We start from the raw sequence: 15114 nt of genomic DNA on the forward strand, positions 1-15114 counted from the left end.
CGCGGCCCGAGCCCCGCGCGGGCGGGCCCACCGGGAGGACCCCATGGACTTCAGCAAGGACACGGTGCACGAGGACATCCGCGCCGCGGTGCGCGACCTGTGCGCCAACTTCTCCGACGACTACTGGATGGAGCACGACCAGTCGCAGGAGTTCCCCTGGGACTTCTACAACGCCGTGGTCAAGGGCGGCTGGCTGGGCCTGACCGTGCCCACCGAGTACGGCGGCGGCGGACTCGGCGTCACCGAGGCCGCCATCGTGGAGCAGGAGATCGCCGCCTCCGGCGCCGGCATGAACGGCTGCAGCGCGGTCCACATCGGCATCTTCGGCTTCGAGCCGATCATCAAGTACGGCAGCGAGGACCTCAAGCAGCGCTTCCTGCCCCGCCTCGTCACCGGCGACCTGCACGTGTCCTTCGCCGTCACCGAACCCGACGCGGGCACCGACACCACCAACCTGTCCACCTTCGCCCGCAAGGTCGACGGCGGCTGGCTGATCTCCGGCAAGAAGGTGTGGATCACCAAGGCCCAGGAGGCCGAGCGGCTGATCCTGCTGGCCCGCACCACCCCGCGCGACCAGGTCGCCAAGAAGACCGACGGGCTGACCCTGTTCTTCGCGCCCCTGGACCGCGAGCGCGTCACGGTGCGCCGCATCCCCAAGATGGGCCGCAACGCCATCGACACCAACGAGCTGTTCATCGACGACCTGTTCGTCGCCGACGAGGACGTCATCGGCGAGGTCGGCAAGGGCTTCAAGACCATCCTCGCCGGCCTCAACGCCGAGCGGGTCATCTCCGCCAACGCCGCGATCGGCATCGGCCGCGCCGCGCTGCGCCGGGCCACCAACTACGCCAAGGAGCGCACCGTCTTCGGCCGCCCCATCGGCAAGAACCAGGGCATCGCCTTCCCGCTGGCCGAGGCCCTGATCAAGCTCGACGCCGCCGACGTGATGTGCCAGCGCGCCGCCTGGCTCATCGACAACGGCCAGCCCAGCGGCCGTGAGGCCAACGCCGCCAAGTACCTGGCCGCCGAGGCCGGGTTCTTCGCCGCCGACGCCGCGCTGAGCGTCCACGGCGGCTACGGCTACAGCAAGGAGTACCACGTCGAGCGGTACTTCCGCGAGGCCCGGCTGATGCGCATCGCGCCGATCAGCCAGGAGATGGTCCTCAACTACGTGGCCGAGCACGTCCTGGGCCTGCCGAGGAGCTACTGATGCAGCCCTACCGTTCCGTCCTCTTCGTCCCCGGCCACCGCCCCACCTGGGTGGCCAAGGCGCTGGCGTCCGGAGCCGACGCGATCGTGCTCGACCTGGAGGACTCGGTGCCCCAGGCGGAGAAGGCCGCCGCCCGGGCCACGGTCGCCGAGTCCATCCGCCGGGTGCGCGCCGACCACCCCGACGTCGGCCTGTTCGTCCGGGTCAACCCGCTGCACACCAAGATGACCGGCGCCGACCTGGAGGAGGTCGTGGTCCCCGGGCTGACCGGCATCTTCGCCCCCAAGGTGGAGCAGGCCACCGACGTGCTGCGCTACGACGCGCTGCTGGACCACTTCGAGGCCCGCAACGGCGTCAGCGGTCTGGAGTACATCATCCCGGTGGAGACGGTGCGCGCCATCCACTCCTGCCTGGAGGTGGCCACCGCGTCCCCGCGGGTGGGCGCCATGATCGGCCCGACCGCCGAGCACGCCGACATCGCCCGGGCCGTGGGCTACGAGTGGACGCTGGAGGGCACCGAGACGCTCTACCACCGCAGCCGCATCCTGCTCGCCTGCCGCGAGGCCGGCATCCACGCCCTCACCGGGCTGTGGGAGGACCTGGAGAACCTCGACGGCCTGCGCGAGTTCGCGCGGCGGGGCCGCCAGCTCGGCTACCGGGGCATGATCGCGATCCACCCCAGCCACGTCGCGGTCATCAACGACGTGTTCACCCCCTCCGACGCCGACGTCGCCTTCTACCGGGGTCTGGTCGAAGCCTACGAGAAGGCCGCAGCCGAGGGGATCGGAGCGCTGCGCTACCGGGGCGTGCACATCGACAAGGCCCACTACGACAAGGCACTGGAGTGGCTGGAGCGTGCCGAGCGCCTGCGGGCACGCGACGCGAAGAGCGCGGAGGAAGCGAAATGACGATGAGAGGGCTGTACTTCGAGGAGTTCGAGGTGGGCAAGGTGTACAAGCACCCGTTCACCCGGACCGTCACCGAGATGGACAACATTATGTTCACCTCGCTGACGATGAACCTCCAGCCGCTGCACCTGGACGAGGAGTTCGCCAAGACCACCATCCACGGCCGCCGCGTCTTCAACAGCCTGTTCACCCTGGCGCTCATCGGCGCGTTCCACGTGCCCGAGCTGACCATGGGCACCACCCTGGGCAACCTCGGCTACGACGAGGTCAAGTTCCCGCACCCGGTCTTCCACGGCGACACCCTGCGCGCCGAGACCACCATCCTCGACAAGCGCGAGTCCAAGAGCCGCAACGACTCCGGGATCGTCTGGTTCGAGCACCGCGGCTACAACCAGGACGACGTCCTGGTCTGCCTGTGCCGCCGGGTGGGCCTCATGCTCAAGAAGCCCGCCGACGCCGACAAGAAGGAGGAAGAGGCCTGATGGCCATCAGCGCTGAGACCATCGCCGCCATCCGCGACTACGTCCCCGGGGTGCGGGACCTGACCATCGGAGGCCGGCCGGTCGAGCCGGCCGGCGAGCAGTGGGACGTCTACAACCCCACCACCGAGGAGGTCATCGCCACCGTCCGGGGCGCCTCCCTGGAGCAGGTCGACCAGGCCATCCGGGCGGCCCGGGACGCCTTCGGCCCCTGGTCGAGGATGTCGGGCGAGGAGCGGTGCGCCGCCATCAACAGCCTCGCCGACCTGATGGAGGAGCGCTGGGAGAAGCTGCTCGCCTCCATCGTCAACGAGGTGGGCACCCCCGTCTCCCTCGCCGAGTTCCTCCAGGTGAAGATGGGCATCGGCCACCTGCGCTGGCAGGCCGAGGCGGCCAAGAAGGACCGCACGGTCCACCTGGGCTCCTACGACATCCCGGTGCCCACGATGAGCGACGTCGACCACTTCCCGGTGGGCGTGGTCGCCGCGATCACCGGCTACAACTACCCGCTCAACCTGGCGATCTTCAAGTTCGGCGCGGCGCTGGCCGCGGGCTGCACCGTGGTGCTGCTGCCCTCGCCCCGCACCCCGCTGACCACCCTGCTGCTGGGCGAGCTGGTCCGCGAGTCGGACCTGCCCGACGGCGTGCTCAACATCATCATCGGCGGCGCCGACGTCGGCCAGTACCTCTCCTCCCACGCGGGCGTGGACAAGGTGTCCTTCACCGGCTCCGACGCGGTGGGCGCCAAGATCATGGCCCAGGCCGCGGCCAACCTCAACGGCGTCACCCTGGAGCTGGGCGGCAAGTCCGCCAACATCGTGCTGCCCGGCTGCGAGGTCGAGTCCTTCGCGGTCGACATGCACCTGCGCTGGTCCCGCAACGCCGGCCAGGGCTGCGCGGCGCTGGCCCGGCTGCTGGTCCACGAGGACCTCTACGAGCGCTTCCTGGCGGCCGGGGCCGAGGCCTTCAAGCACATGAAGGTCGGCGACCCGTGGGACCCGGCCACCAACATCGGCCCGCTGATCCGCCCCGACCACCGCGACCGGGTCAACGGCTTCATCACCGAGGCGCTGGAGCAGGGCGGCAAGGCGCTGCTCCAGGTGGAGACCCCGCTGCCGGAGAAGGGCTGGTACGTCAACCCCGTGCTGCTGGGCAACCTGCCGCACAGCGCCCGCGCGGTGCAGGAGGAGATCTTCGGCCCGGTCGCCGTGGTCCTGCCGTTCCGCGACACCGACGAGGCGATCCGCCTGGCCAACGACACCGCCTACGGCCTGGCCGCCAACGTGTGGGCGCCCGACCTGGCGGAGGGCCGCCGCGTCGCCGAGCAGTTGCGCGCCGGCACGGTGTGGATCAACGGCGGCGGCGCGATGCGCCCCGACGCCCCCTTCGGCGGCGCGGGACGCTCCGGTGTCGGCCGGGAGCTCGGCGAGTGGGGAATCCTGGAGTTCCTGGAGCCCCGCCACATCCAGTGGGTCGTCTGACCCCGTGTCCCCCTTTCGGTCGGCAGGGTTGCGAAGGTAGGCGAACATGACGGAGCACAGGGCCGCAGCGGACGGCCCCCTCACCGGAGTGCGGGTGCTCGAACTCGGCTCGATGTACGCCGCTCCCACCGCGGGGCGGATGCTGCGGGACTTCGGCGCCCAGGTCATCAAGGTCGAGGACCCGGTCGCCGGGGACTACGCCCGGCAGTGGGTCCCCCAGAAGGACGGGCTGTCGCTGGGCTTCGCCCGGCTCAACGCGGGCAAGCGCTCGGTCGGCATCGACCTGCGCCGGCCGGAGGGCCAGCAGTTGGTCCGGCGGCTGGCCGCCGAGGTGGACGTCGTGGTCGAGTCCTTCCGTCCGGGACGCCTGGAGGAGTGGGGGCTGGGCTACGACGCGCTCAGCGAGCACAACCCCGGCCTGGTGCTGACCCGGGTCTCCGGGTTCGGGCAGACCGGCCCCTACCGGGAGCGGCCCGGTTTCGGCACCGTGGCCGAGACCTCGTGCGGGTTCGCCAACATCAACGGGTGGCCGGACACCCCGCCGACCGCACCGCCGTTCGGGTTCGCGGACTCCATCGCCGGGATCTCGGCGGCCCTGGGCACGGCCATGGCCCTGTACCGCAGGGAGCGCACCGGCCGGGGCGACGTGGTGGACGTGGCGCTGTACGAGCCGCTGATGTTCATCATCGGCGACCTGGTGCTGCGCTACACCGGACTGGGCGAGATCCAGACCCGCATCGGCAACGACACCGGAGCGGCCTCGCCCCGCGGCATCTACCAGGCCGCCGACGGCAAGTACCTGGCCATCGCCGCCTCCAGCCAGACGATCGCGGCGCGGCTGTTCGCGGCCATGGGGCAGCCCGACCTCATCAAGGACCCGAGGTTCGCGACCAACGCGGCCCGGCTCGCCAACAACGAGCTGGTGCAGAAGCAGGTCGCCGACTGGGTCGGCTCCCTCCCGCGCGACCAGGCCCTGGCCGTGCTGGAGGAGTACGAGGTGGTCAGCTCCCCGGTCAACGACGCCAGCGACATCGTGGCCGATCCGCACTTCCTGGAGCGCACCCTGGTGCCGATCACCGGCAACGAGACGCTCCGGTCGGTGCTGATGCCCGGCCCGGTGCTGCACCTGGCCAGCTACGCGGGCCCCAGTTACCACGGGGTGCCCGCGGTCGGAGAGCACACCCACGAGGTGCTGTCCGAGGAGTTCCGGCTCACCGACGAAGAGCTGGCGGAACTGGTCGGCAGCGGGGTCGTCAGCGCCACTGCGGGCCGGTGAGCTGAGAAATCGCGAAGCCACTCCTCCGCCGCCTCCGCGAAACGGTGACATTCGGGATTTGGGTCCTGTTCTTTTCCCGGAGATAAACCGCCGCGAAATCGGCGGGGGAGTGGAACAGCGGTATGCTGCCGAACATTATGAGTGGATTTGGGTCATCCGGCGTCACATGGGAACGGCGCAGTGAGAAGGTCTCGGAGATCGTCGCTCGGGAGATCGTGCGCGACATCGCCAAGAGGCGCCCCGCGCCGAATTCCGTACTGGAATCCGAGAGCGCCATGATCAAGCGCTACCAGGTGGCGCGCGGTTCACTCCGCGAGGCACTGCGCATCCTCGAAGTGCACGGACTGATCCGGATGAAACCGGGACCGGGCGGCGGCCCGGTGCTGTCGGAGGTGGACAGCCGCGATTTCGGGCGGATGGCCACCCTGTTCTTCCAGGTCCTCGACATCCGGTTCAGCGAACTCGTCGAGGCGCGGCTGATGCTGGAGCCGTTCATCGCCCGGCTCGCCGCCGAGCGGCACGATCCGGACGACAACGAGGAACTGCGGGCCATCGTGCAGCAGGGTTTCGAGGCGCGCAGTACCGATCCCTGGTTGCAGGCCACCGACGCATTCCACACCAAGGTGCTGTCGATGTCCGGCAACGGCTTGCTCACCCTTATCGCCTGCGCGTTGAAGGACATCTTCACCGAACGGGCCTCGACCGTCTATATCGCCAATGAGGGCGACCACGTCAGGGAGACGCACGCCCGGATTGCCGAGGCCGTCATCAACGGCGACGCCGAGACGGCGGAGCGGCTGATGCGCGAGCACCTCCAGGAATACGCGGACACGGTCGCCGAACGCGAGCCGAATCTGATGAACGAAGTCGTCGACTGGCGGTAGCGCGGGAATTCCCGCGCTACCGCCGTCCGGCGGTCCTGTCCTCTCTCCCGCGGCGCCCCGGTCGCCGCCGACCCCGCACGGGGTCGGCGGCGACCGGGGCGCCGCCGTTGGTCCCCCCGTCGGTCGGCGTCGGCGGGAGGGATGCGCGCCACTACAGGACTCGCCAGGTAATGATGTTAATAGTTATAATCTCGTGAATCTTTAGAGCGTTGCGCCCCAGTTGGGTGACTTTCGGTTGTTTGCGCAGGTCGCGAGCGGTGTGACGGGGGTCCTGCGGCGCTCGGGCGGGTCTCATCCGTGCCGACGGGGTGCAGCGGGGGGCTGGACAGGGGTGACCCAGGCCTCTAACGTGACAACCATCACGATAATCATCATGATTATGTGGTTGCGATTGGATGGTCCATGAACATGCGTAAGAGTTGGTCTCGTTCCGTCTTCGCGGTCACCGGGATCGCGGCGCTGCTCGCAGGGGCTGCCGGCTGCGGAAACGGCAGCTCTGAGGGGACCCAGGCCTCCGAAGGCCTGCCGGAGACGATCACCATCATGTCCATCAAGGAGATGACCGGCCCCGTCTCCTTCGCCGGCGAGAACAGCACCAAGGGCATCGACCTGGCGGTCGAGCAGATCAACGAGCAGGGCTTCCTCGGCGACACCAAGCTGGAGGTCGAGCTCAAGGACGCCTCCGACAGCACCCAGGAGGCCGCCAGCCTCGCGACGCAGGCGGTGTCGGACAGCACCTACTCCGCGATCCTCGGCCCCGGCCTGAGCAGCCAGGCGTCCGCCATCTCGCCGATCGCCGAGAAGGGCCAGATCCCGGTCGTCTACTACCAGGCGGGCAGCGACGGCGTCCTGGTCGGCGACTACACCTACCGGGTCACCGCACCGGCCCACTCCTACTACCACATCATCGGCGACTACCTGGCGGAGAAGAAGGTCGAGACCGCCGCAGTCCTCTACACCAGCGGCAACCCCACCCTCACCGAGCTCGGTGAGAACGCGGTTCCCGGCGTGATCGAGGACAACGGCGTCGAGATCAAGCGCTCCGACACCGTCGCCAACGACACCCAGGACTTCACCGCGGTCACCTCCGAGATCGTCAAGGCCGACCCGGACGCGGTCTTCCTGCTGCTCCTCGGCCCGCAGAACCCCCGCGCCGTCAGCCAGCTCAAGCAGAAGGGCTACGACGGCGAGATCATCGGCATGAGCACGATGGGCGCCGGAAACCTGGAGACCGCGGGCGAGGACGCCGCCGGCGTCGTGTGGCCCAGCAACTTCAGCGCCCGCAGCGAGGTGCCCTCCACCCAGGAGTTCGTCAAGGCCTACCAGGAAAAGTACGGCGAGATGCCCAACAACTACGCCGCTGAGGGCTACGACGCCGTGTGGCTGCTGGCCCGCGGCATCAAGGAGGCCAACAGCGCCGACCGCACCGCCATCCAGGAGGGGATCGCCAAGGTCGCCGCGGAGGGCTTCGACGGCGCCCAGGGACCGCTCACCTTCGAGGGCAACGACGTGCGGGTCGAGGGCGTGCTGGCCAGTTGGGACGGCTCCGAGGAGGTCGTCATCACCCTGGGCGAGTCCTGACCTGTCCGATCCGCGGCCAGCGGAGTCCAACAACCATTCGGAACCGTGATGAACAGGCATGACACAGGCGTGCGACAGGAGACGAGCGAGAGGAGGTGCCCGCTGTGCTGGAGATCCTGATCAACGCGGTCACCCTCGGGTCGCTCTACCTGCTGTTCGCACTCGGTATGAGCGTGGCGTGGGGAACGATCGGCATCCTCAACTTCGCCCACGGCAGCACCTTCATGTTCTCGGCGATGGTCGCCTACTTCGTGGTGCAGACGGTGGCGCTGCCGATGTGGGCCATGGTCCTGCTCGGCGCCGCCGTGGGCACGGTGCTGTCGGTACTGACCCAGGCGCTGGTCTTCAACCTCATCCTGCGCCGCAACCCCGATCTGCTCAAAGCCGAGATGCAGATCGTCGTGGGCGGTATCGGCACCGCCAGTGTCCTGCTGGCGATCGCCCAGCACTACACCAAGAGTGTGCCGTTCGGTTTCTCCGCCAGCACGTTCAAGGTCGCCACCTACCAGCTCGGCCCGGTGCACATCTCCAACGTGCAACTGGTCATCCTGGTGGCGGCCCTCGGCCTGGCGGGCCTGGCCGCGTGGTGGCTCAAGTCCGCCCGCGCCGGCCTGGCCCTGCGAGCCATCGGCGTCAACCCCGAGGTCGCCAGCCTCATGGGGGTCGACCGCAGCCGGATGGCGTTGGGCACCATGGCCGCGGCCGGAGCACTCGCCGGCATCGCCGGCGTCCTGCTCACCTACTACCTGGGATCGATCGCGGCCGAAACCGGTGACAGCTTCCTGATCAGCGCTTTCGCCGCGATCATCCTGGGTGGCATCGGATCGGTCGCCGGAGTGGTCACCGGGTCGATGATCCTGGCGCTCGCCGAGACGCTCGTGGTGACCCAGTTGTCGGGCACCTGGGCCAGCGCGGTCGCCTTCGGGCTCATCTTCGTGGTGCTGCTCTTCCTGCCCCGCGGCATCTTCGGCCGTAAGGAGGTACGGCGGACATGATCGGCTGGTACGAGGCCAACCTGGTCCTCATCGAGGCCACCTTCCTCAACTTCCTGCTGGCCCTGAGCATCCAGGTGCCGCTGCGGCTGGGCGTCTTCTCCTTCGCCGGGGTCGGCAGCTACGGGCTCGGCGCCTACACCGCGGCCATCCTCACCCTCCGCTACGACGTTCCGGCGTTCGTCGCGATCGGTGCGGCCGTCCTCCTCGCCGCGGTGGTCGGCTACCTGTTCTCCCTGCTGGTCGCCCGCCTCAACGGGCTGTACCTGGCCATGGCCACGATCGCGTTCGTGCTCATCATCGCGGTGCTCGCCACCAACGGCGGCGAGCTGACCGGCGGCGCGAACGGGCTGTACGGGGCGCTCAGCGACCTGACCACCGGCGGTGTGGTCGCGGTGTGCGTCGTGGTGGCGGTGCTGCTGGCGCTCACCGAGCGCGGTCCGCTGCGCCGCCGGATCGAGGCGGTCCGCGAGGACCCGGAGCTGTCGCTGTCCATGGGCATCGGAGTGGTGCCGATGCGGCAGATGGCCTTCGCGGTCAGCGGCGCGCTGGGCGCGTGCGCCGGCGCGATGAACGCCCTGCTGCGCACCACGGTCTCCCCCGAGGAGATCAACTTCCACCTGATCGTGCTCGCGCTGACGATGGTCATCATCGGCGGCTCGCGGTCGTGGATCGGGGCGTTCATCGGCTCCGTCATCTTCACCTGGCTGCCGAGCGTGCTGGCCTCCGCGGGCCGGTGGCAGGACGTGGTCTACGGCGTGATCATCATCCTCGCCGCGATCTTCATGCCCACCGGACTGCTCGGCCTGGTCCAGACGCTCTACCAGAAGCTGCGCGGACGGCGGTCGGCCGCGGTGACCGCCGAGGCGCCGGCCGACGACACCGCGGAGGAGCGCGCCCTGCTCCAGGCCCTCGGCGGCGAGTCCAGGGGAGGGGTGCAATGACGACCACCGAGACCGCGCCCCCCGTCCTCGAAGCCGAGGACGTGGCGGTGCACTACGGCGGCATCAAGGCCGTGGACGGCTTCGGACTGCGGCTGCCCGCCGGGAGGATTTACGGCATCCTCGGCCCCAACGGCTCCGGGAAGAGCACCTTCCTGGCCGCGGTGACGCGGCTGGTGCCGCTCACCCGGGGGCGCCTCCTCATCGACGGCGAGGAGTACCACACCGCGCCGCCGACGAAACTGGCCCGTCGGGGACTGGCCCGCACCTTCCAGACCGTGCGGCTGCTGCCGGAGCTGACCGTGCTGCAGAACGTCCAGCTCGGCGCGGACCTGCACGCTCCGGGCGGGAGGCTGCGGTCCTGGCTGGGCCGCGACCGGCCCTCCGAGGCGGTCGAGGAGGCGATCGAGCGGACCGGCCTGGGCGACGTCCGCGACGCCTGGCCCACCGAGCTGTCCTACGGCATGGCCCGCCGGGTGGAGATCGCACGCGCCCTGGCGTCACGGCCCAGGCTGCTCCTGCTCGACGAGCCCACCGCGGGCATGAACCACTCCGAACGGCAGGAAGTCTCGGAGTTGATGCGCAAGCTGCGGGACGAGGGACTGGCCCAACTGATCGTCGAACACGACGTCCAGATGATGGTCGACACCTGCGACCACCTCGTGGCGATGAACTCCGGCACGCTCGTGGCCGAGGGCTCGCCCCAGGAGGTCGTCTCCCATCCCGCGGTACAGGAGGCCTACCTGGGAAAGCGGTGGCGGTCCCATGCTTGAGATCCGAGATCTGCACGTCAGCTACGGCAAGGTCGACGCGGTGCGCGGGGTCAGCGCGTCCGCGGCCCCGGGCAGGATCACCCTGGTCCTGGGGGCCAACGGCGCGGGCAAGACCACGACGCTGCGGGCGGCCATGGGGCTGCTGCCGGTGCGCTCCGGGCAGGTGCTGCTCGACGGCAAGCCGATCACCGGCCGCCCGACCCACCGCATCGTCCGCGACGGCCTGGTGCTGGTCCCCGAGGGGCGGCAGGTCTTCGCGCCCCTGACCGTGGAGGAGAACCTCGTCCTCGGCGGCTACACCACCTCCCGGGACAAGGCCGCCGAGACCATGGAGCGGGTCTACGAGATGTTCCCCATCCTCAAGGAGCGGCGGAACGGACCGGCGGGCCTGCTCAGCGGCGGCGAGCAGCAGATGCTCGCCTTCGGACGGGCGCTGATGTCCTCCCCGCGGGCGATGATGCTGGACGAGCCCTCCATGGGCCTGGCCCCCACGATGGTCGAGTCCGTGCTGGGCACGGTCCGCACCATCGCCGACTCCGGCATCGCGCTGCTCATGGTGGAGCAGAACGCCGACATGGGGCTGGAGATCGCCGACGACGTCGTGGTCGTGGCGCGCGGCGAGGTCGTGTTCAGCGGCCCCGCCGAGCAGGCCCGACGCAACACCTCGGTGGTCCGCGCCTTCCTGGGGGAGGCGGCGCTGGGCGCCTGACCCCCGCGGCGGCGGGGCCGTGCGCGGCACGGCCCCGCCGCCGCGCGTCCGGCACCCGTCCCGGACGCGTGTCCGTTCCCACAGCGAAGGCGGTGAAGCGTGTCGCCCACCCCCACCGGTCCGCCCGAGGTCCCCGCGGCGCGGATCGTCGCCCCCCTGGTCCTCGGCGGGCTGACCTACGCCATGTCGCAGAACGCGATCGTCCCGGTCCTCGCCGAGATCCAGCGCGCCACCGGCTCCACCGCCAGCGAGGCGGCCTGGGTGGTCACCGGCTTCTTCATCTCCTCGGCGGTGCTGACCGTGATCGCCGGACGGCTGGGCGACCTGCTCGGCCGCAAACCGGTGCTGCTGGCCGTGCTGGCGCTGTTCGCGCTGGGCAGCGTGGTCGCCGCGGCGGGCGGCTCGCTGGGCGCTGTGGTCGCCGGACGGGTGGTCATGGGCGTGGCGGGCGGCATCTTCCCGCTGGCCTTCGCCATCCTCGGCCGGCAGCTTCCCCCGGAGCGGGCCGCGGTCGGCATGGGCATGGTCAGCTCCATGCTCGGCCTGGGCGGCGCGCTCGGGCTGCCCGTGGGCGGCCTGGTCGCCGACCACTTCGGCTACCAGGGGCTCTTCTGGGGGTCGGCGGGCATGGCGGCGGTGTCGCTGGCCGCGATCGCGCTCCTGGTGCCCAGGGCGCCCGGGCACGGCGGCGGCCGGATCGACTGGGTCGGCGCGCTCCTGCTCACCTTCGCGCTGAGCACCGCGCTGCTCGCGGTCAGCCGGGGCGCGGAGTGGGGCTGGCTGACGCCGCCGGTCGTCGCCCTGTTCGGCGCGGGGGCCGTCGGCCTGGCCGCGCTGGTGGCGGTGGAGCGCCGCGTCCGCGACCCGCTGATCGACCTGGACCTGATGCGGCAGCGCAACGTGTGGCTGGCGCACGCCATCGGGTTCCTGGTGAACTGCGGGCAGATCACGGCCTTCCTGCTGGTGCCGCAGATGGTCCAGATGCCCGCCGGGGGCGGGGTCGGCCTGGGGGCGGGGGCGACCCAGGCCGGGATGTACCTGCTGCCCTTCTCGCTGACCACCCTGGTGGCGGGGGCGCTGACCGGCAGGGCCGTCGCGCGGTTCGGCACCCGGCCGCCGCTGGCGGTGGGCGCGGCCTCGGCCGTCGTCGGCCTGGCGGTCCTGGCCTTCGCCCCGGTCGGCCCGGCCGCGGTCCTGCTCGGGGCGGGGATCACCGGGATCGGGGGCGGGACGGTCTACAGCGTGCTGCCGGTCCTCATCTCCCAGACGGTGCCCGAGCACGAGGTGGGCACGACCAACGGGATCAACACCATCGTCCGCACCCTCTCCATGGCGATCCTGTCTCAGGTCACCACGGTGGTGCTGGTGCTGTGGACCCCCGAGGGGCAGGAGCACCCGCTGCGGACGGCGTTCACGATCGACTACGGCCTGGCCGCGCTGCTCAACCTGCTGGCCCTGGTCCTGGTGCCGCTGGTGCTTCCCGCGGCGCGTGTCCGGGGAGCGCACGGGCGGCCCGGAGGGGCACAGCCGCGCCCAGAGACATCGGATGACAGGAGGACAGGGAGATGAGTGGAGACGTCGAGCGGCGCCTGCGCCGCCTGGAGGACCGCGCCGCGATCCACGACCTGGTCGCGCGCTACGCCCTCGCGGTGGACGACCGCGACTACGCCGCGCTGGCCGGGATGTACGCCGCCGACGCGGTCTTCGACCACGCCGGGGCCGTCCTGCGCGGCCGCGAGGCGATCGTGGACTTCCTGCGCGAGCGGGCGCGCCTGAACGGCAGGACCGTGCACTCGCCGCACACTGTCGCGATCGAGTGGCTGGACGACGACACGGCGCGGGGCACCGTCGCCGGCCACGCCGAGATCGAACGCGGCGGGGAGTTCCTCGTCGCCGCGTTCCGCTACCACGACTCCTACGTCCGCGAGCAGGGCGTCTGGCGGTTCCGGGAGCGCAGGTCGAAGTTCCTCTACGTCTCCCCGGTGCAGCACCTCGCCGAGCTCTTCCGCACCCCGCTGCGGGTGCGCTGGCCGGGGGCCGACCCCGCGCCCAGCGAACTGTAGCCGACGGAGCAGGGGCGGACCCGCGACCGGGTCCGCCCCTGCCGTGTCCGGGGGCCGCCGGGCACCTGGCCGCCCCCGCGGACCGGTTCCGGCACCGGTCCGGGCCCGCCCTGTGCCGCCGCACCAGGGGGAAGAACAGGGGCACGGGGCGGGAGTCCCGCGGCGCGGCGGGTGCGGTTCCGCGCCGCGGCGGCCTGCAGGCCTGCGGGCTCAGCTCTGCATGCCGAGGATCCGGGCGAGGTTGCCGCCCAGGATCGCGGCCTCGTCGTCGGGGTGCAGCTCCAGCCGGCGGATGGCCTCGATCTCGTCGGCCGGGTCGACCATCGGCCAGTCGGAGCCGAAGATCATCCGGTCCGGGCCGTGCCGGTGCACCAGGGCGCGCAGCCGCTCGGTGGGGATCTCGGACAGGCCCGGCGGCCAGGAGGTCTCCAGCACCACGGGCAGCCCGACCACGTACTTCTCCGCGTCGTCCAGCCGCCGGAAGCCGCCGAAGTGGCAGGCCATCAGCCGCAGCTTGGGGAAGTTGCGCACCACCTCGGCGAGCATCTGCGGGGTGGAGTTCTCGTTGGCCGAGCCCTCCCCGCCGAAGCCCACGTGGGCGATGACCGCGATGTCGGAGCCGAAGGCGTCGAACAGGGCCCACAGGCGCCGGTCGTCCAGGGCGAAGCGCTGGAACAGCGGGTGCAGCTTCACGCCCTTGATGCCGTGGCGTTGCAGGATCTCCATGTTCTCCTCGACCGACAGGTCGAGGTGGACGGTGCCGAACGGGGTGAGCCAGTCGCTGCGCTGGGAGGAGATGAACTCGTTGGCACGCTCGACGTGGCGGGCGTGGTCGGCGATACCGAAGGCGACGCAGTGGTCGATCCCGGCGGCCTCCATGGAGCGCTTCAGCCCGGGGACGGTGCCGTCGAACCGCGCCTCCATGCCGGGAACGCGTCCGGCCAGGGCCTTGGCCGCGATCTTCTCCGGCCAGACGTGGGTGTGCGCGTCGATGATCATGGTTGCCTCACAGTTTTCCGGACTCGCCGCCGTCGACGACGAAGACCGACCCGGTGATGAAGTCGGAGCCGGGCGCGGCCAGCAGGCAGGCCAGCGGCACCAGTTCGGAGACGTCTCCCATGCGCTTGGCCGGGATGCGCCGCACCCTGCGGTGCAGCAGGTCGGGCGACTCCAGCACCGCGCTCTGCGCGTCGGTGGCGAAGGCGCCGGGAGCGATGCAGTTGACCTGGATGTTGTGGCGGGCCCACTCCGCGGCCAGCGACTCGGTGAACCGCACCATCGCGCCCTTGGAGGCGGAGTAGCCGACCAGGCCGGGCTTGCCGCGCACGCCGGTGGTCGAGGCGATGTTGATGATCTTGCCGCCGCCCTGGGCGATGAAGTGGCGTCCGGCGGCCTGGGCCAGCGTCATCGGGGCGATGACGTTGACCTCCAGGGTGTTGCGCCACTGCGCGACGGGTTCGGTGGCGAAGTCGGCGGCGGGGGCCACGCCGGCGTTGTTGACCAGGACGTCGATCCGGCCGTGCCGTTCGACGACGAGGTCGACCAGGCCGCTCAGCGACTCCTCGTCGCGCAGGTCCACGGTGGCGGTGGAGATGTGCTCCGGGTCGGTGGCCGCCAGCGCGCGCAACTGGTCGGCGGAGCGGGCCGCGCCGACCACCAGTGCGCCGCGCTCGGCGTAGCCGCGGGCGATCGCGGCCCCGATGCCCCGGCTGGCACCGGTGACGAGCGCGACCTTGCCTTCGAGCTCTCCCGCCATCAGGCCCACCTCCCGGTGCGACGCGGAGCCGGGAGTGCGGGGCGGGGATGGGTCAGGGGTC

At 70.8% G+C, this 15114-nt stretch carries 15 protein-coding genes; 13 read left to right on the forward strand and 2 right to left on the reverse strand.

From position 1 onward, the window contains the following. Window positions 1-43: 43 nt before the first annotated feature. The 13 genes from AC529_RS08240 to AC529_RS08300 all read left to right on the forward strand — a co-directional run bounded on the left by AC529_RS08240 (window position 44) and on the right by AC529_RS08300 (window position 13297). A complete protein-coding gene (locus AC529_RS08240) occupies window positions 44-1210 on the forward strand; it encodes an acyl-CoA dehydrogenase family protein (protein ID WP_068755265.1) in 1167 nt (388 codons plus the stop codon). Further along, window positions 1210-2118 (forward strand): HpcH/HpaI aldolase/citrate lyase family protein, encoded by a 909-nt coding sequence (locus AC529_RS08245; RefSeq protein WP_068755267.1) that lies wholly within the window; start codon window positions 1210-1212, stop codon window positions 2116-2118. Before AC529_RS08240 ends, AC529_RS08245 begins: the two co-directional genes overlap by 1 nt. Next, a complete protein-coding gene (locus AC529_RS08250; protein ID WP_232306635.1) occupies window positions 2115-2600 on the forward strand; it encodes a MaoC family dehydratase in 486 nt (161 codons plus the stop codon). Before AC529_RS08245 ends, AC529_RS08250 begins: the two co-directional genes overlap by 4 nt. Next, on the forward strand, window positions 2600-4078 hold the full coding sequence (locus AC529_RS08255) for an aldehyde dehydrogenase family protein (protein WP_068755271.1): 1479 nt from the start codon (window positions 2600-2602) through the stop codon (window positions 4076-4078). Before AC529_RS08250 ends, AC529_RS08255 begins: the two co-directional genes overlap by 1 nt. A 46-nt stretch (window positions 4079-4124) precedes the next feature. Then, complete coding sequence (locus tag AC529_RS08260; RefSeq protein WP_068755273.1) at window positions 4125-5354, forward strand: CaiB/BaiF CoA transferase family protein; 1230 nt, start codon at window positions 4125-4127, stop codon at window positions 5352-5354. 122 nt (window positions 5355-5476) lie between these two features. Next, the gene (locus AC529_RS08265; protein WP_068755275.1) at window positions 5477-6238 is read left to right on the forward strand and encodes a FadR/GntR family transcriptional regulator; all 762 of its coding nucleotides are present in this window, start codon (window positions 5477-5479) and stop codon (window positions 6236-6238) included. Between the two features lie 402 nt (window positions 6239-6640). Next, the gene (locus tag AC529_RS08270) at window positions 6641-7819 is read left to right on the forward strand and encodes an ABC transporter substrate-binding protein (protein WP_068755277.1); all 1179 of its coding nucleotides are present in this window, start codon (window positions 6641-6643) and stop codon (window positions 7817-7819) included. Window positions 7820-7923: 104 nt separating this feature from the next. Continuing rightward, the gene (locus AC529_RS08275; protein WP_232306636.1) at window positions 7924-8814 is read left to right on the forward strand and encodes a branched-chain amino acid ABC transporter permease; all 891 of its coding nucleotides are present in this window, start codon (window positions 7924-7926) and stop codon (window positions 8812-8814) included. Beyond that, complete coding sequence (locus AC529_RS08280) at window positions 8811-9755, forward strand: branched-chain amino acid ABC transporter permease (protein WP_068755279.1); 945 nt, start codon at window positions 8811-8813, stop codon at window positions 9753-9755. Before AC529_RS08275 ends, AC529_RS08280 begins: the two co-directional genes overlap by 4 nt. Continuing rightward, window positions 9752-10525, forward strand: a complete 774-nt coding sequence (locus tag AC529_RS08285; protein WP_068755281.1) for an ABC transporter ATP-binding protein — start codon at window positions 9752-9754, stop codon at window positions 10523-10525. Before AC529_RS08280 ends, AC529_RS08285 begins: the two co-directional genes overlap by 4 nt. Continuing rightward, window positions 10518-11234, forward strand: coding sequence for an ABC transporter ATP-binding protein (locus AC529_RS08290; RefSeq protein ID WP_068755283.1), 717 nt, complete (start codon window positions 10518-10520; stop codon window positions 11232-11234). Before AC529_RS08285 ends, AC529_RS08290 begins: the two co-directional genes overlap by 8 nt. 99 nt (window positions 11235-11333) lie before the next feature. Further along, window positions 11334-12803 (forward strand): MFS transporter, encoded by a 1470-nt coding sequence (locus tag AC529_RS08295; RefSeq protein ID WP_068755284.1) that lies wholly within the window; start codon window positions 11334-11336, stop codon window positions 12801-12803. After that, window positions 12800-13297, forward strand: coding sequence for a nuclear transport factor 2 family protein (locus AC529_RS08300; RefSeq protein ID WP_068755286.1), 498 nt, complete (start codon window positions 12800-12802; stop codon window positions 13295-13297). Before AC529_RS08295 ends, AC529_RS08300 begins: the two co-directional genes overlap by 4 nt. Window positions 13298-13507: 210 nt before the next feature. Here the strand turns inward: AC529_RS08300 and AC529_RS08305 are convergent, their stop codons facing one another. Continuing rightward, window positions 13508-14296, reverse strand: a complete 789-nt coding sequence (locus tag AC529_RS08305) for an amidohydrolase family protein (protein ID WP_068755288.1) — start codon at window positions 14294-14296, stop codon at window positions 13508-13510. Between the two features lie 7 nt (window positions 14297-14303). Further along, window positions 14304-15053, reverse strand: a complete 750-nt coding sequence (locus AC529_RS08310; protein WP_068755290.1) for an SDR family NAD(P)-dependent oxidoreductase — start codon at window positions 15051-15053, stop codon at window positions 14304-14306. Window positions 15054-15114: the final 61 nt, after the last annotated feature.

The organism is Thermobifida cellulosilytica TB100 (assembly GCF_001517975.1).
GTDB classification, from domain to species: Bacteria; Actinomycetota; Actinomycetes; order Streptosporangiales; family Streptosporangiaceae; genus Thermobifida; species Thermobifida cellulosilytica.